Here is a 19,117-nt window from a genome sequence, read left to right as displayed (position 1 = left end):
AGGAGAGCGAGCTGTGAGCACCGAGAACGAGGGCACGCCGGACCCGGCGGAGCAGGCTGCCCCGTCCGCCCCTCCGACGCCTCCCGTACCCCCGAAGGCCGCACCCCAGCCGACCCCGGAGCCCGAGCCGACCGCGACGCTTCAGCCGACCCCGGAGTCCCAGCCGGCCTCGGCCCCTCAGCCGGCCTCGGCGCCCCAGTCGGCCCCGGCGCCCCAGCCGGCCCCCGCGCCCCAGCCGGTCTCGCACGCGGACGAGCCGACGACGGTCCAGGCCCCGATTCCGGCCGCGCCCCCCGCCCCGGAGCCGGCCGCCGCCGCGGCCCACGCCCCCGCCGGTGGCTGGCCGCCGCCCCCGCCGGCCGTCCCGGCCTGGGGCGCCCCGCATCCCCCCGTACCCGAAGCGCCGCGCAGACGGACCGGCGGCCTCGTGGCGGCCGTGCTCGTCGCCTCGCTCGTCGCGGGCGGCATCGGCGGCGGCATCGGGTACTGGGCGGCCGAGCGCGGCGACAACGGCTTCAGCTCGACCACGGTCTCCTCCGGCCAGGCCCCGGCCTCCTTCAAGCGCGACCCGGGGACGGTCGCGGCGGTCGCGGCGAAGGCGCTGCCGAGCGTCGTCACCATCCAGGCCAAGTCCGGCGCCCAGGAGGGCGAGGGCGGCACGGGCACCGGCTTCGTCTACGACCAGGAAGGCCACATCGTCACCAACAACCACGTGGTGGCGTCGGCGGCGGACGGCGGCACGCTGTCCGTGACCTTCTCGGACGGCAAGACGTACGACGCGGAGGTCGTCGGCCGGGCACAGGGCTACGACGTGGCGGTCCTGAAGCTGAAGGACGCCCCGAAGGGCCTGACGCCGCTGCCGCTCGGGGACTCCGACAAGGTGGCGGTCGGCGACTCGACGATCGCGATCGGCGCGCCCTTCGGCCTCTCCAACACCGTGACGACGGGCATCGTCAGCGCCAAGAACCGCCCGGTCGCCTCGGGCGACGGCTCCGGCGGCAGCAACTCGTACATGAGCGCGCTGCAGACGGACGCCTCGATCAACCCGGGCAACTCCGGCGGACCGCTGCTCGACGCGAGCGGCGCGGTGATCGGCATCAACTCGGCGATCCAGTCGACCAGCGGCGGCTTCGGCCAGTCCCAGGCCGGCTCGATCGGCCTCGGCTTCGCGATCCCGGTCAACCAGGCGAAGAACGTGGCCCAGCAGCTGATCAGGACGGGCAAGCCGGTGTACCCGGTGATCGGCGCGACCGTGAACATGAACGAGAAGGGCCAGGGCGCGACCATCGCCACCCAGGGCTCGGGCGGCACGGCCTCGGTCACGCCCGACGGCCCGGCGGCGAAGGCGGGGCTGAAGGCCGGCGACGTGATCACGGGCTTCGGCGACCACCCGATCGACAGCGGCCCGACCCTGATCAGCGAGATCTGGACGCACAAGCCGGGCGACTCGGTGAAGATCACCTACGAGCGCGACGGCAAGACCGCGACGGCCACGGTCGTCCTCGGCGAACGCACCGGCGACAGCTGACACCGGCCGCCCGGGGCTGAGGGGGTACGGCGACGCCGTACCCCCTCAGCCGTTTCAGACGGCGGCCCCGACTCCCGCTTCCTGCCTGTGGTCGGGGCTTCCGCGACCGGGGTGGTCAGCCGGTAGGCTGTAGCCGCTCCGCGCCAGGTGAGGCGGGGCGAGGGTGGGTTGCCCGAGCGGCCTAAGGGAACGGTCTTGAAAACCGTCGTGGCGCGAGTCACCGTGGGTTCAAATCCCACACCCACCGCAGGAGCAAGAGCCTCCGACCAGCACGATCGGTCGGGGGCTCTCCCGTTTCCGCCCGACTGTCGAACACCGTCATTCCCACGGTCACGTGGCTGAGGAGCGCCCCTTTTCGCGTGTCCGGGGGCTTCTGCGGATGCGGTTCCGGTGGTGCGCCGCGATGCTGGAGGGGCTGGAACAGCGGCTAGGAGGCCAGGATGTCTGTGCTGGACAAGCTCAAGGGAATGCTCAAGGGCCACGAGGATCAGGCCTCCCAGGGCATCGACAAGGCCGGCGACATGGTCGACGAGAAGACGCAGGGCAAGTACGCGAAGCACGTCGACACGGCCCAGGAGAAGCTCAAGGAACAGCTCGGAGGCCCGGGGCAGGACGCGCCGCCGCCGCCGCAGCAGTGACCGCGCACGTCAGGAGGGGTGTCCCGGGTTCTCCCGGGGCACCCTTTCGGTTTTCCGGTTGAATCCGGGGTCGGAGACGGACGGCTTCAGGAAAGGCGCTTCTCGTGGTGCGCATCGTGCTGGTTCAGGGAGACATCACCGCCGAGGCGGCGGACGCGGTGGTCAACGCCGCGAACTCCTCCCTGCTCGGGGGTGGCGGGGTCGACGGGGCCATCCACCGCAAGGGCGGCCCGGAGATCCTCGCCGCCTGCCAGGACCTGCGCCGTTCGCACTACGGCAAGGGCCTGCCGACCGGGCAGGCCGTGGCGACCACTGCGGGGCGGCTGCCGGCCCGGCACGTGATCCACACGGTCGGGCCGGTCTGGTCGCGGGACGAGGACCGCTCGGAGCTGCTGGCCTCCTGCTACCGCGAATCGCTGCGGGTCGCCGACGAGTTGGGGGACCGTACGGTCGCGTTCCCGGCCATCTCCACCGGGATCTACGGCTGGCCGATGGCGGACGGCGCCCGGATCGCCGTGGAGACGGTGCGGGCGGCCCGTACGGAGGTCGAGGAGGTCCGCTTCGTGCTTTTCGACGCGGCGGCGTACGGGGTGTTCGAAGCGGCCCTGGGCGAGGCCTCGTAACGGTCGAACGTCTCTGCCCTTTTGGATTTCCTCTTCGATTTCCGTGGGGCGGGGACGCGCCGTGGCGTCCTTCCGAGAGAAAGATTGGCGGGAAATCTGCCGGAACGCTTCCTCTCTTGCGGCACACCGGCTCCGCCACCCCCGCATCCCGTGCGACCCCCTCCACCCGCGTGAGCTGGGACGTTCTTCGTACTGCCGGGGTTTATCGGCTTGTCCTCACGCTTGCGGGGGAATCGTCCGCTCCGGGGTGGTTCGCCGGGGATTCGGTGGGCAACTCTGGATTCGCGACGTCGAGCACAACGACCGAGGCGGTCGGCCAACTGCCTTGGACATGGCCGTACTTCAGAGAAGTTCCGTAGAGCAGTTCCGTGCAGAAGCAGCAGCTTTCAGTTCCCGGAGGAACAGACATGGCAAGCATCCGTACCGCCCGCATCTTCGCCGCCGCCGCCGCCCTGCCCCTCGCCGCCGCGCTCTTCACCGGGGTGGCCCAGGCCGACAACGGAGGTTTCGCGGACGACGGATCCAACACGAGCGTCGCCACGATCATCGGCAGCGGCGTGGGCGGGGCCAACCTCGGCAACTCGACCACGACGCAGCAGGTCGCGACCGGTTCCGGTGCCTCCAACCAGAACAACACCGCGAGCGTGAACGGCTCCGCCTTCACGCACATCGACCAGGCCAACAACACGGTGAACTTCCACCCGTGGTGGTGACCTCCAGCACGACTCCGGCCCGACGGGGGGCGTGACCGTGGTGTGAACGACGGCCTGTGCGCCGGTACTTCGGTACCGGCGGGCGGGCCGTCGCCTTTTTGTGTGCGGGGGGCGCGTTTCAGGGGGCGAGCGCGGGCGGCGCGGCCCTGGGGTTGTGCGCGGGCGGCGCGGCTCGGCGGCGTCTTCGACCTTGACAGGCGTATGGAATCTGACGGACAGTCAGAAACCTCAGTCGTCCCACCGGGAGGCCGTCGCCGTGCACCTCGCCCCGACCGAGCGGCAGCTGCGGCTGCGCGCCGAACTCCGCGTGTACTTCAGGGACCTGATGCCCGACGGCCCACCACCCGCCACCGACACGGCCGCCCAGCGCCGGCTGCTGCGCCGGATCGGTGCCGACGGCCTGCTCGGTCTCGGCTGGCCCGAGGAGTACGGAGGGCAGGGCCGCGGCCCCGACGAGCAGTTCGTCTTCTTCGACGAGGCGTACCGCGCCGGCGCACCCGTCTCGATGGTCACCCTCAACACCGTCGGACCCACGCTCATGGCGTACGGGACCGAGGAACAGAAGGCCTTCTTCCTGCCCCGGATCCTGCGAAGCGAGGCCGTCTTCGCCATCGGCTACAGCGAGCCCGAGGCCGGGACCGACCTCGCCTCCCTGCGCACCCGGGCCGTGCGCGACGGGGACTCCTGGCGCATCAACGGGCAGAAGATCTTCACCTCCAACGCCCAGAACGCCGACTGGATCTGGCTCGCCTGCCGCACCGACCCCGACGCGCCCCCGCACCGCGGCATCTCCATCGTCCTCGTCCCCACCGACTCCCCCGGCTTCTCCTGGACCCCGATCGAGACGGTGGGCGGGCTGACGACGACGGCCACCTACTACGACGGGATACGGGTACCCGCCGGCAACCTCGTCGGGCCGGAGCACGGCGGCTGGGGCCTCATCACCAGCCAGCTCAACCACGAACGGGTCGCGCTGGCCGCGATCGGCATGCAGGCCGAGGACTTCTTCGCGGCCGTCCTCGACCGGGCGCGTACCCCCGATCCGGTGACGGGCAGGCGTCGCATTGACGAGCCGTGGATTCGGATCCGGGCCGCAGAAGCGCATGCCCGGCTGGCCGCGACACGCCTTCTGAACTGGCGTTTGGTGGGGGATGTGGGGGCCGGCCGGCTGGCCCCGGGTGACGCGAGCGGCGTGAAGTTCGCGGGAACCGAATCGGCGGTGGAGGTGTATCGAATATGTCAGGAGATCGCGGGTGGGCCGGGGACGGTGCGAGCGGGATCGCCGGGGGAGTTCCACGGCGGTGAGCTGGAGCGCATGAACCGGGCCGCGCAGATCAACACCTTCGGGGGAGGGGTGAGCGAGGTGCAGCGCGAGATCGTCGCGAGGATGCGGCTCGGCATGAAGGGGAGGGGCAGGCGATGAGCGGTACGGAGCGGACGGCGGAGGACGCGCTGTACGAGCTCCTCGTCAGGTACGAGGGCCGGCCCGCCGCTGTCGGGGGCACCGGGAAGGACCCGGTCAACCTGCCCATGATCAGGCACTGGTGCGAGGCGATGGGAGACACCCACCCGGCCTACGCGGGGCCGGAGGCCGTCGCGCCGCCGACCATGCTCCAGGCGTGGACGATGGGCGGCCTCTCCGGGCACACGGACCGGTCGGAGGCGTACGAGGAGCTGTTCGCCCTCCTCGACGGCGCCGGATACACCTCGGTCGTCGCGACCGACTGCGAGCAGGAGTACCTGCGGCCGCTCCGCCCGGGCGCGGAGATCGGCTTCGACACCGTCATCGAGTCCGTGTCGGAGCGCAAGACCACCAAGCTCGGCACCGGGCACTTCGTGACGACGCGGACCGACGTCCGCGCGGACGGCGAACTCGCGGGCACCCACCGCTTCCGCATCCTCAAGTACGCGCCCGCCGCCCGGCCGTCCCGGGAGCCGCGGAAGCCCCCGGCCCGGCGGCCCAGGCCCGTCGTCAACCGGGACAACGCCGGCTTCTGGGAGGGCGTGGCCGCGCACCGGCTGCTGATCCAGCGCTGCGGCGACTGCGCGAGCCTGCGCTTCCCCTGGCTGCCGGGGTGCGCCGACTGCGGCTCGCGGGAGTGGGACACGGTCGAGGCGAGCGGCTCCGGGACGGTCTTCTCGTACGTGGTGATGCACCACCCGTCCTTCCCGGCGTTCGATCCGCCTTACGCGGTCGGGCTGATCGAACTCGCCGAGGGCGTGCGGATGATCAGCAACGTGGTGGGCGTGCCGTACGACAAGGTGCGGATCGGGATGCCGGTGCGGCTCGAGTTCCAGCGGGTCGACGAGGAGCTGGAGCTTCCCGTCTTCCGCGCGGGAGGGGAGGACTGACATGGACTTCACCCCCACCGAGGAGCAGGAGGCCGCCCGGGAGCTCGCCGGGCGGATCTTCACCGACCTCGCGACCCACGAGCGGCTCCGGGCCGCCGGCACCGGCACGGACGCCGAGCTCTGGAAGGCGCTCTGCGCGGCCGGACTGCCGGGCGCCGTCGAGGAGACCGGCCTGCTCGGCCTGGTCCTGCTCCTGGAGGAGCAGGGCCGCAGGACGGCGCAGGTGCCGTTCGCCGCGAGCTGTGTGTACGGGATCCTCGCCGTCGCCCGGCACGGTACGGAGGAGCAGCGCGCCAGGCTCCTGCCGGGCCTCCGCGACGGGACGACGGTGATGACGGGGGCGTTCCCGGCACCGGGCACGGTCACGTCGGGTGCAGGGGGGCTCGGCGGGACTGTGGCCCCTGGGGCAGGGGGTCGGCTGAGCGGTGTGGCTCCTGGGGCTGGGGGTCGGCTCAGCGGGGTGGCCCCTGGGGCCGGGGGTCGGCTCAGTGGGGTCGTCGGCTGGGTGCCGTGGCTCAGGGACGCCACTCACGTCCTCGTACCGGACGAAGACCGTGTCCTGTGGCTGGTCCGCGCCGAGGACGCGGCCGCCGTCGAGGCCGTCGAGCTCACCGCGCCCTGGGCCGCCGCCCGGCTCGTCCTCGACGGGACGCCGGGGGAGCGTCTCGGCGGCACCGGGGCCCACGACGACGTGCTCGCCGCCGCGCGGACCGCTCTCGCCGGGCTCCAGGCCGGAGTGTGCGCCGGGTCCCTCGCCAGGGCCGTGGAGTACACCTCCGTACGGGAGCAGTTCGGGCGGCCGCTCTCGACCCACCAGGCGGTGCAACTGCGGGCCGCCGACGCCCATATGGACACCGAGGCCATCCGGGTCACCGCCTACGAGGCCGCCTGGCGCTTCGACGAGGGGCTCGACGCCACCGGGGCGGCGCTCACCGCGGCGTGGTGGGCCTCCGAGGCCGGCAAGCGGGTCGTGCACGCCGGACAGCATCTGCACGGCGGGATGGGCGCGGACCTCGACCACCCCGTCCACCGGCACTTCCTGTGGGGCCGGCAGCTCGACGCCTACCTGGGCTGCGGCACCGAACTCCTCGCCGAACTCGGCGACCTGCTCGCGGAGGGGGACCTGTGATGAAGCCCGGTGACGAACTGCCGCCGCTGCGGATCCCGATCACCCGCACCCTGATCGTCGCCGGGGCCCTCGCCTCCCGCGACTACCAGGACGTGCACCACGACACCGAGCTGGCCCGGGAGAAGGGCTCTCCGGACATCTTCATGAACATCCTCACGACCAACGGTCTCGTCGGCCGGTACATCACCGACCACTTCGGCCCCGGGGCCGTCCTCCGCGGGGTCGCCATCCGGCTCGGCGCCCCCAACTACCCCGGGGACACCATGGTCCTGACCGGAACGGTCACCGAGGTGGACGGGGACACGGCGAGCGTCCGGGTCGTCGGCGCCAACGGGCTCGGACACCACGTCACCGGGACGGTCACCGTGGAGGTGACGCGATGAGCGTCCGCGGCAGGGACACGCTCGGCGGGCGGGCCGCCGTGGTCGGCATCGGGGCGACCGAGTTCTCCAAGGACTCGGGCCGCAGTGAACTCTCCCTCGCCGTCGAGGCCGTGCGCGCGGCCCTCGACGACGCCGGGCTCACCCCCGCCGACGTCGACGGCCTGGTCACCTTCACCATGGACACCAACCCCGAGATCACCGTCGCCCAGGCGTCCGGCATCGGTGAGCTGTCCTTCTTCTCCCGCGTGCACTACGGAGGCGGTGCCGCCTGCGCCACCGTCCAGCAGGCCGCGCTCGCCGTCGCGGCGGGGGTCGCCGAGGTGGTCGTCTGCTACCGGGCGTTCAACGAGCGCTCGGGGCGCCGCTTCGGCTCGGGGGTCCAGCAGCGCGAGCCCTCCGCCGAGGGCGCCGCGCTCGGCTGGCAGCTGCCCTTCGGGCTGCTCACCCCGGCTTCCTGGGTCGCCATGGCCGCCCAGCGGTACCTGCACACCTACGGGCTGACCCCGGACGCCTTCGGGCACGTGGCGGTGACGGACCGGCGGTACGCGGCGACCAACCCCGCCGCGTACTTCCACGGGAAGCCGATCACCCTCGCCGAGCACGCCGCCTCCCGCTGGATCGTCGAGCCGCTCCGGCTCCTCGACTGCTGCCAGGAGACCGACGGCGGCCAGGCGATCGTCGTCACCTCCGTCGAGCGCGCCCGCGACCTGCCGCGTCCGCCCGCCGTGATCCTCGCCGCGGCCCAGGGCGCCGGCCGGAAGCAGGAGGCCATGACCAGCTTCTACCGGGACGAGCTGGCCGGGCTCCCGGAGATGGGCGTGGTGGCCCGTCAGCTCTGGCGGACGTCCGGGCTCGCGCCCTCCGACATCGACGTGGGCATCCTCTACGACCACTTCACCCCGTTCGTGCTGATGCAGCTGGAGGAGTTCGGCTTCTGCGGGTCGGGGGAGGCGGCCGACTTCGTCGCGGCCGACGCGCTCCCACTGAACACCCACGGGGGGCAGCTCGGCGAGGCGTACCTCCACGGGATGAACGGCATAGCGGAGGCGGTGCGGCAGATCCGCGGCACCTCGGTGAACCAGATACCCGGTGCGGCCCGGACCCTGGTCACGGCGGGCACGGGGGTTCCCACGTCCGGGTTGATCCTGGGCACGGACGGCTGAGGCGACGGCCTGAGCGGTGGCCGGGCGGGGCGGGCGGATCTTCACTCGCGCCATGAGCACTCGTACGCCGCCCTCATCCGAAGCCGCCTCCACGCACGTCCCGGCCCCGCCGTCGGTACCGGTCCGCCCACGCTCCACGCCACCTCCCGGGGCGCGGGCCGTGATCGCGGCGGTGCTGGTGGCGCTGGCCGGGACGACCCTCCTCAACACCCCGCCCGCGGCCACGGCGAGAACGGAACGCCCACCCGCAACGACGACACCCGACACGTCCGCGGACACCACCGCCACGGACACGGCCGCCACGGACACCCTCGCCACGGACACCCTCGCCACGGACGCCCTCGCCACGGACACCGCCGCCGCGGGAACCGAGGCCGCCGTGGGGTTCGGCACCGCGACGCCCGGCGTCGCCACCAGGGCCGTCACGGCGCCCCCCGGGGGCTCCGGTGTCCGGGGTGCGTCCGGCGCAGGCGCAGGGCCCGGCAGCTCGGCCGCGGTGGCCCCCGGGAGCCCCGCAGCCGTCCCCGCCCGGGCCGCCGTGCCCGTGCGGTTCGCGGGGAAGGCGTTCGACACCTGTGAGGCGCCGTCCCTCACGGTGATGAAGGCCTGGCGGGGCTCGCCGTACGGGGCCGTCGGGATCTACTTCGGCGGGCGGGGCCGGGGCTGCCCCGTACAGAAGGAGCTGACGCCCGCCTGGGTCGCCTCCGCCCACGCCATGGGCTGGCGGCTGCTGCCGCTCTTCGTCGGCTCCCAGGCCCCGTGCGTGGACTCCCTCGCCAAGCGCCGCTTCGCCATCGGCAGCGCTCCCGCGACCCAGGGCACCAAGGAAGGAGGTGACGCGGTACGGGCGGCCAAGGCCCTCGGGATCGGCACGAGCAGCCCGCTGTACCTCGACATCGAGGCCTACCGGCGGGGCGACGCGAGCTGCGCCGCGACCACCCTCGCCTTCGTCCGCGCCTGGAACCGGGAGGTGCGGCGGCTCGGCTACCTCCCCGGTTTCTACAGCAGCGCCGACACGGGGGTGCGGGACATGGAGACGCAGCGGAGGGCGGGGACGAAGGACCTGCCGGACGTGATGTGGTTCGCGCGCTGGCGGGGCCAGCCGGCGCTGCTCACCGAGTCGGTGCTGCACCCGGAGGCCTGGACGCCCCACGCCCGGATCCACCAGTACGCGGGGAACGTCACCGAGACGTACGGCGGGCGCACCCTCGCGATCGACCGCAACGCGATGGACGCGCCGGTCGCCCGCGTCGCCGCGCCCGCCAGGTTCACCGCCCGCGTCCCCGTCCCCCTGTCCTTCGTCGAGGCCCGCCGCCCCTGAGGAGGCCCTTGCCGCACCTGCTGACCCTCACCGACCCTGAGCCGGCCCGCCCCGGGCCTCCACCCAGAGGAGGTGGAGGCATCCCCACCCCTACAACCTGAGGCGGACGGCGGGTCGGGACCTGGGGCCGATCCGCCGGGTGCCGGGCGCTCCTAGCGTGGAGACATGACTCCGCCACCCTCTGGCCCCGTCTGCGCCGGTGCCTCGCAGTACGCGTCGTACCCGACCTTCACCTCGTACGTGCGGGCGCGTGGACCCGTGCTCCTGCGCACCGCGCGCTCCCTCACCGCCAACCCCTCGGACGCGGAGGACCTCCTCCAGACCGCGCTCGCCAAGACCTACATGGCCTGGGAGCGCATCGAGGACCACCGCGCCCTGGACGGCTACGTCCGCCGCGCGCTGCTGAACACCCGTACGTCGCAGTGGCGCAAGCGCAAGGTCGACGAGTTCGTCTGCGAGGAGCTGCCCGAGCCGGCCGGTCTCCCGGAGCCGGACCCGGCCGAGCGGCAGGTGCTGCACGACGCGATGTGGCGTGCGGTCCTGAAGCTGCCGGAGCGGCAGCGGCAGATGGTGGTCCTGCGGTACTACGAGGACCTCAGCGAGGCCCAGACGGCCGAGGTGCTCGGGGTGTCGGTCGGCACGGTCAAGAGCGCGGTGTCCCGGGCGCTCGGCAAGCTCCGCGAGGACCCGGAGCTGACGCCCGTACGGTAGCCGCGGAAGGACGACCGGCCACTCCCGCCAGTAATCACTGGCAATTTACGTACTCTCGGGTAGTGACATACCGCGCGGTACGTGCGCAGAATCTCCCCACCCTTTCTGCCACGTAGCGCCCACCGGGAGGACGCCCCGTGTACAGCACCATGCAGGACGTACAACTGACCGTGAGCCGCATCCTCCAGCACGGGATGACCATCCACGGAAAGTCCACCATCACCACCTGGACGGGCGAGCCGGAGCCGCAGCGCCGCACGTTCGCGGAGGCCGGAACGCGCGCGCACCAGCTGGCCCACGGCCTGCGCGACGAACTCGGGGTCGTCGGCGACCAGCGCGTCGCCACCCTCATGTGGAACAGACACGCCAAAACACCCGCCCTCGCGTGAAGGGGTGATGAGCAGGTGCGACAGGAGAGGCCCCGGCGGGTTACGTCGCCGGGGCCTCTCTGCATCCCTCAGCGCGTGCGGCTCCCAACCTCAGCGCCGAGGGTCCCTGCACGATATACGGTCCACCGTAACGACAGCAGGTCAGAGCGTCGGACACTGTGATTCGGTGTGCCCGAACCTGCCCGACGACCTGATCGCCTACCGGCGTCGCGTCGGTGATCGGCTACGCGTCACCCGCGAGGGAGCCGGGCTCACTCAGCAGCAGTTGGCAGAACGCGCCGGCCTTGAGAAGCAGGCCATCTCCGTCATCGAGAACGCGCATCAGTCCCCGCGGCTCGACACCCTGTGGCGCATTGCTCATGCCATGGACACCACTGTTGCCGAGCTCGTCAGCGACAGCTGACCTGTGATCGCACGCACCACGGCCCCGACTCTCATCTGAGAGGGAACGGGGCCGTGGTGCGTTACGCCTGAACCGGGGCTGCCCTCTCCCAGAGCTCTTCGGCGTGCTCGGCGAAGCGATCGAACATGCCGCCGTCGGCGTGGCGCCGAAGGTGGAGGAGCGGCGAGTCGTGGCCGACGAGCCGGGCAAGGTGGGGTGTGACGAGTGCCTGTTCGTCGAACCGGAAGACGGACAGCGACACGTGATTTACGGCGTCCTCGGCGGCACTGAACCGCGCCTCTAGGCCCTCAAGGCGGCCGAGGCGGTTCAGCTCATCGAGCGTGATTCGGATGCGTGTGGACACCGACAAGGGGACACCTTCGATGCCCTCGCGTTGCCGGGTCACCTCGCCGTTGGGGTCGCCGAGCAGGAACCGAACGCGGCACCCGGACTCCGCCTTACGCCGGACCAAACTGGCGAACGCAGGGATCTGTGTCCACAGAAAGTAGTTCGTGTAACCGGCGAACAGCAGCTCGCGCTCAGCGCCGGCGGCGAGGGCGGACCACACCGTTGACGGGCAGGCCGACCGGTACGGGTAGGTGCGGAGGATCTCTCGGTCTCCACCCGTCTTCACGCGGTCTTGTACGGCGCGCGGCCAGATCATGTGCTCATCCACTCCCAGTGCCTGCGCGACGTCCACCCGATTCCGGCGGTGCGGCGTCAGCGTCTCGTCTGCAAGCCATCGTTCCACTTGCTTCTGAGATACCCCCACCCGGTAAGACAGTTGACGGGCGGACACTCCCGCCTCGCTCATCGCAGACCGTAACCCCGCGTTCACTGTCAACCCCCTCCGTGCGGACTTTTGGGCCTTTTGGAGCGTAGCGCGGGACGTCTCAACTGTCCGCAGTTCGGGGGCAGATACGTCCCTCCGGGGATGCCATGGTGGAACGACCCCGAAGGCACGCAGGAAGCAGGAAGGGAGCAACCAGCCATGTTCACGCCGATGCTCGCAGCGCCGCTCGCCGCCGAAACCGTGCTCACCACGGAGGAGCAAGCCGCCACCGTCTACATCGCCCTCCGCGACGCTATGGCCGGGGCCGGCCTTCCCGCGGACGGGCTCTACCGGGACGTGGTGACCAGCTCGGCCGGAGAGCGGAGCGTCTACAACCTCGGTTTCCTCGACGAGAGCTCCGCACGCCGCCTGACGGCGATCCTCTGGGCCGCTCGGCGGACGGCGTGAGCTACCAGTTCAGGCAGGGCGATTTCGTAGTGGACGGTACGAGAGCCCTCGCGGGCCAGGTGCGCGACGTCCGAGGCGGCCTGCTTACCCTCGCGCGCCCGAACGGATACGCGTGGGACGCGAAGAGCGCGGACTGTTGGACCGCCAGCCCGGAAGAACGCGCGAGCCTGACCCCGCGCGGCGCCATCCGCATCATCAGCACCGCGACGCAGCCCGAGCCGCCGTCTTCCTGATCGCGGTAGCCGTGGGCGCGTACGGGGCTGCCCTGTGGCTCCGCACCCCCTAAGCCGCTGCCTTGCCGATGTCGATCCCCGTGCCCGGCAAGGCAGCGATTCACCCCCCGCCCCCGTGGGATGGCTCTTGGTCGAGTGCCAGGGGGCGGGGTTCCGCAAGTGCACCACTTCCACCACCAAGTGAAGGAGTACGCACATGATCGACATGAACCGCTGGGCCACCGTCAAGGGCGGCGACACCGACCAGGGCAACAAGGACATCGAGTCGGGCGACGGCGGGGGCAGCAACCCCACCCACGGATGCGGCGACGAGTAGAGCTCGACCCGGCATGTCGGCGGCCCCGCTCTGGCAGGATCGGAGCGGGGTCGTCCCCTGTGAGGAGAGGCGCGATGGCACGAGAGATCAGCGGCACCGGACGAGTGACTGTCTTCCCCCTGCTGCACATGTGGCCCGACGTCTGGGGTGTGGCTGCGTACGCCACGACCGGGCATTTCGGCACCACAGCGGCCGTCGGCTACATCCCGATCCCGGATGTCCCCGACATGAGCTTGCTCGACGTCGGAGCGCGGCACAGCGGCATCAACGCGGACCGGTCGGCCCACGCCGAATGGGTGCTCTGTACCGCGTGGAGTTCCCGCACTGTGGCCAAGCCGGGATCCTGGGACCTTCCGTCGGCCGCGTGGGCCCTCGAATGGGAGGCGCGCGCCGAACCGAAGAGCAACGGGGGCAACATGTACGGGCATAGCGAGCTGTACGTAGGCCGGTTCCGCTTCCTGTCGGACGAGACCGCCACGGACGACAAGGGGAACACGCAAACCCTTGACGACGAAGTCCGGATGAAGCAGGCGCGGGAGCTGCTCCCGCAGCTTGCGCGGCGGTAGTCGCCCCGAACGCAACAAAACCGCCCCCTCCGCGCCCATGTGGGTGCGCGGAGGGGGCGTTGTGGTTCAGCGGGTGGCGAGCTGCCAGAGTGCCACCACGACACCGGCAAGGGCGGTGAGAGCGGCGATAGAGGCGAGCGGCCAACGGGAGCGCTCCAGGGCGTCGAGGCGGGCCTCATGGTCAGCAAGTTGCTTGTCGGTCTGGTCGCTGCGCTGTACGAGCAGGGCAAGCGAGCCGTCCACCCGCGCGAAACCAGCCTCCAGGGTGCCCCGGAGTCGCTCCAGTTCGAGAACGACCGCGACCGGATCGTTGGGCGGAGGGCTGGTCACCGGCGGCCCTCGGGGTCGTCGACCAGGCCGAGGCCGACGCGGTCGAGGAGGGCCTCGACGGACGGGAGCGACATGACGCGGGCGAGGCCGCCCGCGGCCGCGAGGGCGCCGGCGACCCACGGCAGGGCCGCGGGGATGCCGGACGCGGCGACGATCGCGGGAAGCGCGAGCGCCAGGGCCACGCTGGTCTGGAGCACGGTGCGGATGGTGCGCTTCGTGGCGGGGGACATGCGGGGTACCTCCGGTGGGGGGTGTGATGGGGTGAGGGGACCTCGAGCATTCATTCAAGATTCAACGAATGCTCGAGGTTGTCAGGAGATGACGGTGAAACCGCGCTTGGTGGCGAGCTTTCCGAGCGACGCGGCGCCCGGGATGCCGTCGGCGTCCGCGCCCTTGTAGCCGCACCGCCGCTGCCACGCCGCGTACGCCGCGACCGTGGACGTGCCGTAGTGACCGTCAGCGAGCGACGGCGCGAGCAGCCCCTCACGAACGAGGGCCTGCTCCACGACCTTCACGCCGTAGTACGAGATCGGTGTCCCGCGCTTCACCGGGTCAGACTTCGCTGCCGTCACGAGTTTCGACAGGTCCACCACAGGCTTCGCCGGGGCAGGCTGCGTCGGCTTCGTGGGCGGCTTGGTCGGTTCGGGCTCCTTCACCGCGAGCCGGTCGGCGATCCGCTCGCGCATCGACGGCATCGTGAAGCCGCGGGGGTCGTTCTTGTCGTCCGACCACTCCAGGTGCCCAATCACCGACTTCGGGCCCCAGCGGTGCATGCGGCACAGCGCGGCGGCGGCCTTCTCGATCGCCTCCAGCTGCGCCGCGGGCCACGGGTCCTTGCCGTCGCCGGCGTTCTCGCACTCGAAGCCGTAGAAGTGGGCGTTGCCGTCGACGCCGTCGACGTTGCCCTTGTCGGGCTTCGGCGGCCGCTCGTCGTACGACTCGTCGATGACGGCCTGGAGGGTGTCCGGGTCGCCGCCGCCCGCATGGTTGGTGCGTCCGTAGCCGACGAGGTGGACCTCACCGTTGCGGCGGATCACGCCGTGGCACAGCGGGCCGGGCAGGCCTTCGTAACCGTTACGGCAGATCGGGACCGCGTTGACCTTCGGGCCGGTCACGGTGTGGTGGATGAGAACGCCGTGCACCGGGCCCCAAGGACCCTTGTGGTTGCGGTTGTGATCCCACCATCGGCCGACCTCGACGACGGTGAGGCCTTCGGCGCGGAGTGCCTCCACGAATGCGGCGGCGGTCGGTGGTGTCGCCATGGCGACCTCCAGACATGAGAAAGGCCCCGGCCGGAATGGCGCGAGGCGTCGGTGTGAGCGGGTAGTTAGAGAGGGGCATCGATGAAGAGACCGTCAAGCAAGATGCCGTTCGTGCCATTTCCAGCGCCCGTGGGTACGCCTGCCTGGAGCAGGCCGGACGGTTGGAGCGTGCAGCGCACACCGAAAAATCCGGTCGCGCCGCCCGTGAGCTGCCACCCGTGTTCGAAGGCGGGTCGATAGCCGACATCGAAAGTGAACACGGTCGTGTTCAAGTTCGCGACAAGCGTTCCGGCTGTCACGGAAATTCGGCCTTCGTACTCCCACCTCTCCTGGCCCAGCACCCTGATCTTCCGCATGCGGGGGGTGAGGGTCGCCGCCGAAAAACCGGCCGAGAAAGTACCGAGTGACGTGATCGGCGTCCATTCCATGATCTCTTCGACGAGCCGCGAATTGAGTTTCCCGGCGGTGAGAATCTCGCCCGCCAGAAAGGGGGTGTAAACCAAGGGGGTGCCTCCTTACAGGGCGACGGTGGCGGGCTGGGCGAGCTGCACACCGGCGCCGGCCGCGTGGCTCTTGCTGACCCCGTTGGCGGCCCGGGTGACCGTGGCGGTCTGGGGATTGGCCATCAGGAAGCTGTCGTACCGGACGACCGGGGACGTGTTGGTGTTGCCGGTGGCGGTGATCGAGCGGCAGCCGATCACCCCGGCAGTCGTGTGCGAGGTGTCCGTACCGGACGCCTGCCATGCCGTCGGTTCGCCGCCGCCGACCGGCCACACGCGGGCCCGCAGGGTGCTCCCGCGCCCGTTGAAGCGGAGCCGGAAGAACTGCCCGGGGGTGTAGGCGTAGGGCGTCGTGAATGTGGCGACGGTGGTCTCGACTGCGGCGAGGCGCTTGCGGATGGTGAGGATGACCGTGCCGGACGTGGTGAACTCGGTCCTCGCGTAGTAGAGATCGTCGGGGCCGGTGGACCGTGCGATGAGGCCGCCGAAGATGCTGCCCCCGGTCGCGGTGGCTGACGTGGCGACGTCGACGTACAGGTCGAAATCCGCACTGGGGGAGGTGAGCGCTGTACGCCGGGATGCGTTCACGGTGGCGATGGTGTGGGTGCCGATGCCGGATCCGACCGCGTAGTCGCCGGCGGTGCCGCCCAGGGTGGTCCAGGTGCCGCCGACGTCGGCTGTGCCCCAGCCGCCGGCGACCGTGCGGCCGAAGGCGTCGGACGCACCGGGCGTGATGCCGGTGACCGTCATCCGCTCGCCGTCTGCGGTGACGTCGAACGGGAACTCGGTCGGGTGGCTGCTGGTGGTGATCCAGGCCGGTCCCGGGTCGGACCAGAACAGCAGGCTTGTGCCCGTCGCGGTAACCGCGGCACCCAGGGTGGTGCCATCCGTATCCAGCCTGCCCTGTGCCGGGCTGTCGAGGGCTGCGACGGACCAGGGGCCACCCGGTGAGCAGGACAGCAGCACGTCCCATGTGAACGTCCTGATGTCCTCTGCGATGCGTTGCACGATCAGGTCGACCGGGCCGGGCGGCATCCACGGTGGCGTGTCGGTGATCTGCACGCGGTCGCCGACCCGCAGCACGGAGACCGCGGGGATCAGCTCGGGGTGCTTGTGCAGCATGAGGCGTACGGTCGGGTAGCGGGCCTCATCCCACGTGCCGAGGTGCAGACGCCATGCCGCGATCTGAGGTGGCTGGGCATCCAGGGCGAGCGACAGGGGCACGCTCTCGTCGTAGACACCGACCTCGGCGACCGACAGCGGCCCCGTTTCCTGCACGACGCGGGACGAGCTCCCGCCGATCCGCTCCACCGTGACGTCGTTACGGAGACGCAGGTCGCTCTCCGACGGCTCGAACGGCGTCGTCAGCTTTCCGTAGGGGATGATCACCGGGGCCTGGTTCTCCAGGCTCGTCCGGTCCCGGTACAGCAGCGCCATCCGCTGAGGGTCCTCGGCAAGGATCCCGCCGTCCGAGTCCGCGCACTCCTGCAACAGGTCCAGGAGCGCGCCCGGACGCTGCGGTCCCAGCAACTCGGAGTTCCTGGTCGGGTCGCCCTGCCACGTGCTGAGCGCGAGTGTCTGAGCCTCCTCGGTGCCGAGGCGGACCAGTCGATCCGCTGCCTCCTCGCCGTCCCATCCGGTGTCGGCGCCGTAGAAGGGCAACGGCGCCAACGTTGCTGATCCGGTGGGCAGTACGGTGACATGCCCGACGCGCAATCCGGAGAAAGCGCCGAACTTGGTGTTGATCTGGGTGACCGCACCAGCCGTGTTGATGGACGTGTCGCTGAAACTGCCGGTCTCGCCGCCAATGTTGGTCCAAGAGATATCCCAACGAATGGTGCCGAATGAAATCTCGGTGACACGGATCATGAGCCGTTGCCACCCCGAAAAGACGTCGGCGCCGACCGCGATTTCCTGGTTGATCAGGCCGGTGTTCTCGAAATCGAGGGCCTGAATTGTGGCGACACCGCTGCGCAGGAAGATTCGCCACGTTTTCAGGCTGCCGTCGGTTTTCCAGGAGAAGATCTCCTGATTGGTGGCCGGGGCGCTGTCGACCTTGTAGAAGAGGTGCACCGACCACTCAGACGGCATCGTTGCCGAAACCGGGACGGCCCCGGCCATGGTGCCGCTGGCATCCACGCTCGGCAGCGGCGAGGAGCCGGCCAAGGTGTCGTCCTGCCCGAAAGACCACTTGGTGACTCGCAGGGGGGCGACGCCCTCGACGGGCGAGGAGGCCTGCGTGGCGGTGCTGCCGTCCTCGCACGGCCAGTACGCGAGGGGCGTGTAGGACGGGATACGGCGCCGCAGCGTGGACGCCAGCATCTTCTTGCCCTGTCCGAGCCTTCGCAGGATCCCCGCCGTCTCGATCGGCGCGCGTACATCATGACCGGACCGGTGCCAGGTGGCCGGCCACGTAGGCACCGTGTGCATGACGCGGATGGACCGGTCGGTGATGGTGGCGCCGTTCACAATCGTCCAAGCGCGGCCGGCGCTGTCGGTGAAGGGGCTCGTACCGAGAGGCTGCGCGGTGAAGTCGGGCGCCGCGACGACTGGGCCGCCAATGCCGTTACGCAGCTCGAAGGCATAGATCCGGCGTTCGGTGTTGGTGAAGCCCAGCACCGCGATGTCACCCACCTCCAGCGGCGCCGTGGAAGCGAAGATCCCGGTTGTTCCGCTGGTGGTGACCGTCTGGCCGATCTGCGTCCAGGGCCCTGCCAGGGTCGGGGCCACGTAGTAGGTGAGGGTGTACCCACCGAGGCCGTTGTTGACGTCCAGGGTGGCGCGGACGGCTTGCCGCTGGCGCAGGACAGGGATCCTCTGTGAGCGGTGCTCCAGGTCCGAGCTGCCAGTCGGCGACCAGCTGAACAGCAGCTCGCCCTCGCCAGTGACCATCAGCCTCCAAGAGCGCTGATTGCCCGCGGTGACGTACTTTCCAGCCAGCTCGTAGCCGATGCCTGCTCCCTGCCACAGGGCGGGGTGGAGATCGACCCGGACATCGAGGTCACCTGTGATGTCGAGCGAGGCGTGATCGGGCGTGGTCGCCCGTCCGGCCACCCCTTGGGGGACCAGCAGAGCATGAGTGCCGCCGGCGGTGCTGACCCGGATCGGAGTGTTGCGCCCGAGCTTGCCGTAGTACGGCGAGCTGGGGTTCCTGTTGGAGTACAGGCCGTCCGGTGACAGGAGGGTAAGGGCGCCGGTCCCCGGGTCCACGGGACGGCCCTCGTCGGAGCGGCCGTAGGAGAGCTGCACACCGGTGGACTGGACGACGTGCTGTGTCACGTCGGTCCAGACGCCTCCGATCTGGAGCTCTACGCGGGCATCGGGAACCGGCATCGAAT

21 protein-coding genes, 1 tRNA gene and 1 pseudogene are annotated in these 19,117 nt (G+C 70.8%); 17 read left to right on the top strand and 6 right to left on the bottom strand.

Features of this window, described 5'->3' with window-relative positions; translation table 11 throughout:
- Positions 1–13 precede the first annotated feature (13 nt).
- The 14 genes and pseudogenes from ACWGN5_RS07835 to ACWGN5_RS07770 all read left to right on the top strand — a co-directional run bounded on the left by ACWGN5_RS07835 (position 14) and on the right by ACWGN5_RS07770 (position 11,353).
- Positions 14–1,528 (top strand): S1C family serine protease, encoded by a 1,515-nt coding sequence (locus ACWGN5_RS07835; protein ID WP_453512171.1) that lies wholly within the window; start codon positions 14–16, stop codon positions 1,526–1,528.
- Between the two features lie 162 nt (positions 1,529–1,690).
- Positions 1,691–1,775, top strand: a tRNA-Ser gene (locus ACWGN5_RS07830).
- A gap of 193 nt (positions 1,776–1,968) precedes the next feature.
- Entirely contained in the window at positions 1,969–2,166 is a 198-nt protein-coding gene (locus tag ACWGN5_RS07825) for an antitoxin (RefSeq protein ID WP_453512168.1), read from the top strand.
- Positions 2,167–2,270: 104 nt separating this feature from the next.
- On the top strand, positions 2,271–2,789 hold the full coding sequence (locus tag ACWGN5_RS07820; protein ID WP_453512165.1) for an O-acetyl-ADP-ribose deacetylase: 519 nt from the start codon (positions 2,271–2,273) through the stop codon (positions 2,787–2,789).
- 407 nt (positions 2,790–3,196) lie between these two features.
- A complete protein-coding gene (locus tag ACWGN5_RS07815) occupies positions 3,197–3,502 on the top strand; it encodes a hypothetical protein (protein ID WP_453512163.1) in 306 nt (101 codons plus the stop codon).
- A gap of 256 nt (positions 3,503–3,758) precedes the next feature.
- The gene (locus ACWGN5_RS07810) at positions 3,759–4,925 is read left to right on the top strand and encodes an acyl-CoA dehydrogenase family protein (RefSeq protein WP_453512161.1); all 1,167 of its coding nucleotides are present in this window, start codon (positions 3,759–3,761) and stop codon (positions 4,923–4,925) included.
- On the top strand, positions 4,922–5,854 hold the full coding sequence (locus ACWGN5_RS07805; RefSeq protein WP_453512159.1) for a bifunctional MaoC family dehydratase N-terminal/OB-fold nucleic acid binding domain-containing protein: 933 nt from the start codon (positions 4,922–4,924) through the stop codon (positions 5,852–5,854). The genes ACWGN5_RS07810 and ACWGN5_RS07805 overlap by 4 nt, the downstream gene beginning before the upstream one ends.
- Before the next feature lies 1 nt (position 5,855).
- A complete protein-coding gene (locus ACWGN5_RS07800) occupies positions 5,856–6,983 on the top strand; it encodes an acyl-CoA dehydrogenase family protein (RefSeq protein WP_453512157.1) in 1,128 nt (375 codons plus the stop codon).
- The gene (locus tag ACWGN5_RS07795) at positions 6,983–7,366 is read left to right on the top strand and encodes a MaoC family dehydratase (RefSeq protein ID WP_453512156.1); all 384 of its coding nucleotides are present in this window, start codon (positions 6,983–6,985) and stop codon (positions 7,364–7,366) included. The genes ACWGN5_RS07800 and ACWGN5_RS07795 overlap by 1 nt, the downstream gene beginning before the upstream one ends.
- Entirely contained in the window at positions 7,363–8,529 is a 1,167-nt protein-coding gene (locus tag ACWGN5_RS07790) for a lipid-transfer protein (protein ID WP_453512154.1), read from the top strand. Before ACWGN5_RS07795 ends, ACWGN5_RS07790 begins: the two co-directional genes overlap by 4 nt.
- A gap of 52 nt (positions 8,530–8,581) precedes the next feature.
- Positions 8,582–9,850 carry a DUF1906 domain-containing protein gene (locus tag ACWGN5_RS07785; RefSeq protein ID WP_453512152.1) on the top strand — a complete coding sequence of 423 codons (1,269 nt, stop codon included), beginning with the start codon at positions 8,582–8,584 and terminating at the stop codon, positions 9,848–9,850.
- A gap of 165 nt (positions 9,851–10,015) precedes the next feature.
- Positions 10,016–10,561 (top strand): SigE family RNA polymerase sigma factor, encoded by a 546-nt coding sequence (locus tag ACWGN5_RS07780; protein WP_453512150.1) that lies wholly within the window; start codon positions 10,016–10,018, stop codon positions 10,559–10,561.
- Between the two features lie 137 nt (positions 10,562–10,698).
- Positions 10,699–10,920 (top strand): annotated as a pseudogene (locus ACWGN5_RS07775) (fatty acid--CoA ligase); the annotation flags it as partial.
- A gap of 196 nt (positions 10,921–11,116) precedes the next feature.
- Positions 11,117–11,353: a helix-turn-helix domain-containing protein gene (locus ACWGN5_RS07770; RefSeq protein ID WP_453512147.1), complete on the top strand. Its 237-nt coding sequence runs from the start codon at positions 11,117–11,119 to the stop codon at positions 11,351–11,353.
- A gap of 61 nt (positions 11,354–11,414) precedes the next feature.
- Here ACWGN5_RS07770 and ACWGN5_RS07765 read toward each other — a convergent pair whose 3' ends face one another.
- Positions 11,415–11,996, bottom strand: a complete 582-nt coding sequence (locus tag ACWGN5_RS07765; RefSeq protein WP_453512278.1) for an XRE family transcriptional regulator — start codon at positions 11,994–11,996, stop codon at positions 11,415–11,417.
- A gap of 327 nt (positions 11,997–12,323) precedes the next feature.
- On the opposite strand from ACWGN5_RS07765, the gene ACWGN5_RS07760 reads away from it, so the two are divergent.
- From ACWGN5_RS07760 to ACWGN5_RS07750, 3 genes are all read left to right on the top strand, one after another.
- A complete protein-coding gene (locus ACWGN5_RS07760; RefSeq protein WP_453512145.1) occupies positions 12,324–12,572 on the top strand; it encodes a hypothetical protein in 249 nt (82 codons plus the stop codon).
- Positions 12,569–12,805 carry a hypothetical protein gene (locus ACWGN5_RS07755; protein WP_453512142.1) on the top strand — a complete coding sequence of 79 codons (237 nt, stop codon included), beginning with the start codon at positions 12,569–12,571 and terminating at the stop codon, positions 12,803–12,805. Before ACWGN5_RS07760 ends, ACWGN5_RS07755 begins: the two co-directional genes overlap by 4 nt.
- Positions 12,806–13,195: 390 nt before the next feature.
- Complete coding sequence (locus ACWGN5_RS07750) at positions 13,196–13,687, top strand: hypothetical protein (RefSeq protein ID WP_453512139.1); 492 nt, start codon at positions 13,196–13,198, stop codon at positions 13,685–13,687.
- Between the two features lie 66 nt (positions 13,688–13,753).
- On the opposite strand, the gene ACWGN5_RS07745 is transcribed toward ACWGN5_RS07750, so the two are convergent.
- The 5 genes from ACWGN5_RS07745 to ACWGN5_RS07725 form a co-directional block, all read right to left on the bottom strand.
- Positions 13,754–14,017, bottom strand: coding sequence for a hypothetical protein (locus tag ACWGN5_RS07745; RefSeq protein WP_453512137.1), 264 nt, complete (start codon positions 14,015–14,017; stop codon positions 13,754–13,756).
- Positions 14,014–14,247, bottom strand: coding sequence for a hypothetical protein (locus ACWGN5_RS07740; RefSeq protein WP_453512134.1), 234 nt, complete (start codon positions 14,245–14,247; stop codon positions 14,014–14,016). Before ACWGN5_RS07740 ends, ACWGN5_RS07745 begins: the two co-directional genes overlap by 4 nt.
- 81 nt (positions 14,248–14,328) lie before the next feature.
- On the bottom strand, positions 14,329–15,279 hold the full coding sequence (locus ACWGN5_RS07735; protein WP_453512132.1) for an N-acetylmuramoyl-L-alanine amidase: 951 nt from the start codon (positions 15,277–15,279) through the stop codon (positions 14,329–14,331).
- A 65-nt stretch (positions 15,280–15,344) separates the two neighbouring features.
- On the bottom strand, positions 15,345–15,782 hold the full coding sequence (locus tag ACWGN5_RS07730) for a hypothetical protein (RefSeq protein ID WP_453512130.1): 438 nt from the start codon (positions 15,780–15,782) through the stop codon (positions 15,345–15,347).
- A 12-nt stretch (positions 15,783–15,794) separates the two neighbouring features.
- A complete protein-coding gene (locus tag ACWGN5_RS07725; protein WP_453512128.1) occupies positions 15,795–19,112 on the bottom strand; it encodes a hypothetical protein in 3,318 nt (1,105 codons plus the stop codon).
- Between the last annotated feature and the right edge of the window lie 5 nt (positions 19,113–19,117).

The sequence above is a fragment of the Streptomyces sp. NPDC055815 genome (assembly GCF_053616475.1).
This window is presented reverse-complemented; position numbering and strand designations above follow the sequence as displayed.

Bases quoted from the DNA above. Each gene is read 5' to 3' on its own strand.
- ACWGN5_RS07825 (WP_453512168.1), top strand. From the start codon at position 1,969: ATGTCTGTGCTGGACAAGCTCAAGGGAATGCTCAAGGGCCACGAGGAT.
- ACWGN5_RS07815 (WP_453512163.1), top strand. From the start codon at position 3,197: ATGGCAAGCATCCGTACCGCCCGCATCTTCGCCGCCGCCGCCGCCCTG.
- ACWGN5_RS07805 (WP_453512159.1), top strand. From the start codon at position 4,922: ATGAGCGGTACGGAGCGGACGGCGGAGGACGCGCTGTACGAGCTCCTC.
- ACWGN5_RS07800 (WP_453512157.1), top strand. From the start codon at position 5,856: ATGGACTTCACCCCCACCGAGGAGCAGGAGGCCGCCCGGGAGCTCGCC.
- ACWGN5_RS07795 (WP_453512156.1), top strand. From the start codon at position 6,983: ATGAAGCCCGGTGACGAACTGCCGCCGCTGCGGATCCCGATCACCCGC.
- ACWGN5_RS07790 (WP_453512154.1), top strand. From the start codon at position 7,363: ATGAGCGTCCGCGGCAGGGACACGCTCGGCGGGCGGGCCGCCGTGGTC.
- ACWGN5_RS07785 (WP_453512152.1), top strand. From the start codon at position 8,582: ATGAGCACTCGTACGCCGCCCTCATCCGAAGCCGCCTCCACGCACGTC.
- ACWGN5_RS07780 (WP_453512150.1), top strand. From the start codon at position 10,016: ATGACTCCGCCACCCTCTGGCCCCGTCTGCGCCGGTGCCTCGCAGTAC.
- ACWGN5_RS07765 (WP_453512278.1), bottom strand. From the start codon at position 11,996: ATGATCTGGCCGCGCGCCGTACAAGACCGCGTGAAGACGGGTGGAGAC.
- ACWGN5_RS07760 (WP_453512145.1), top strand. From the start codon at position 12,324: ATGTTCACGCCGATGCTCGCAGCGCCGCTCGCCGCCGAAACCGTGCTC.
- ACWGN5_RS07750 (WP_453512139.1), top strand. From the start codon at position 13,196: ATGGCACGAGAGATCAGCGGCACCGGACGAGTGACTGTCTTCCCCCTG.
- ACWGN5_RS07740 (WP_453512134.1), bottom strand. From the start codon at position 14,247: ATGTCCCCCGCCACGAAGCGCACCATCCGCACCGTGCTCCAGACCAGC.
- ACWGN5_RS07735 (WP_453512132.1), bottom strand. From the start codon at position 15,279: ATGGCGACACCACCGACCGCCGCCGCATTCGTGGAGGCACTCCGCGCC.
- ACWGN5_RS07725 (WP_453512128.1), bottom strand. From the start codon at position 19,112: ATGCCGGTTCCCGATGCCCGCGTAGAGCTCCAGATCGGAGGCGTCTGG.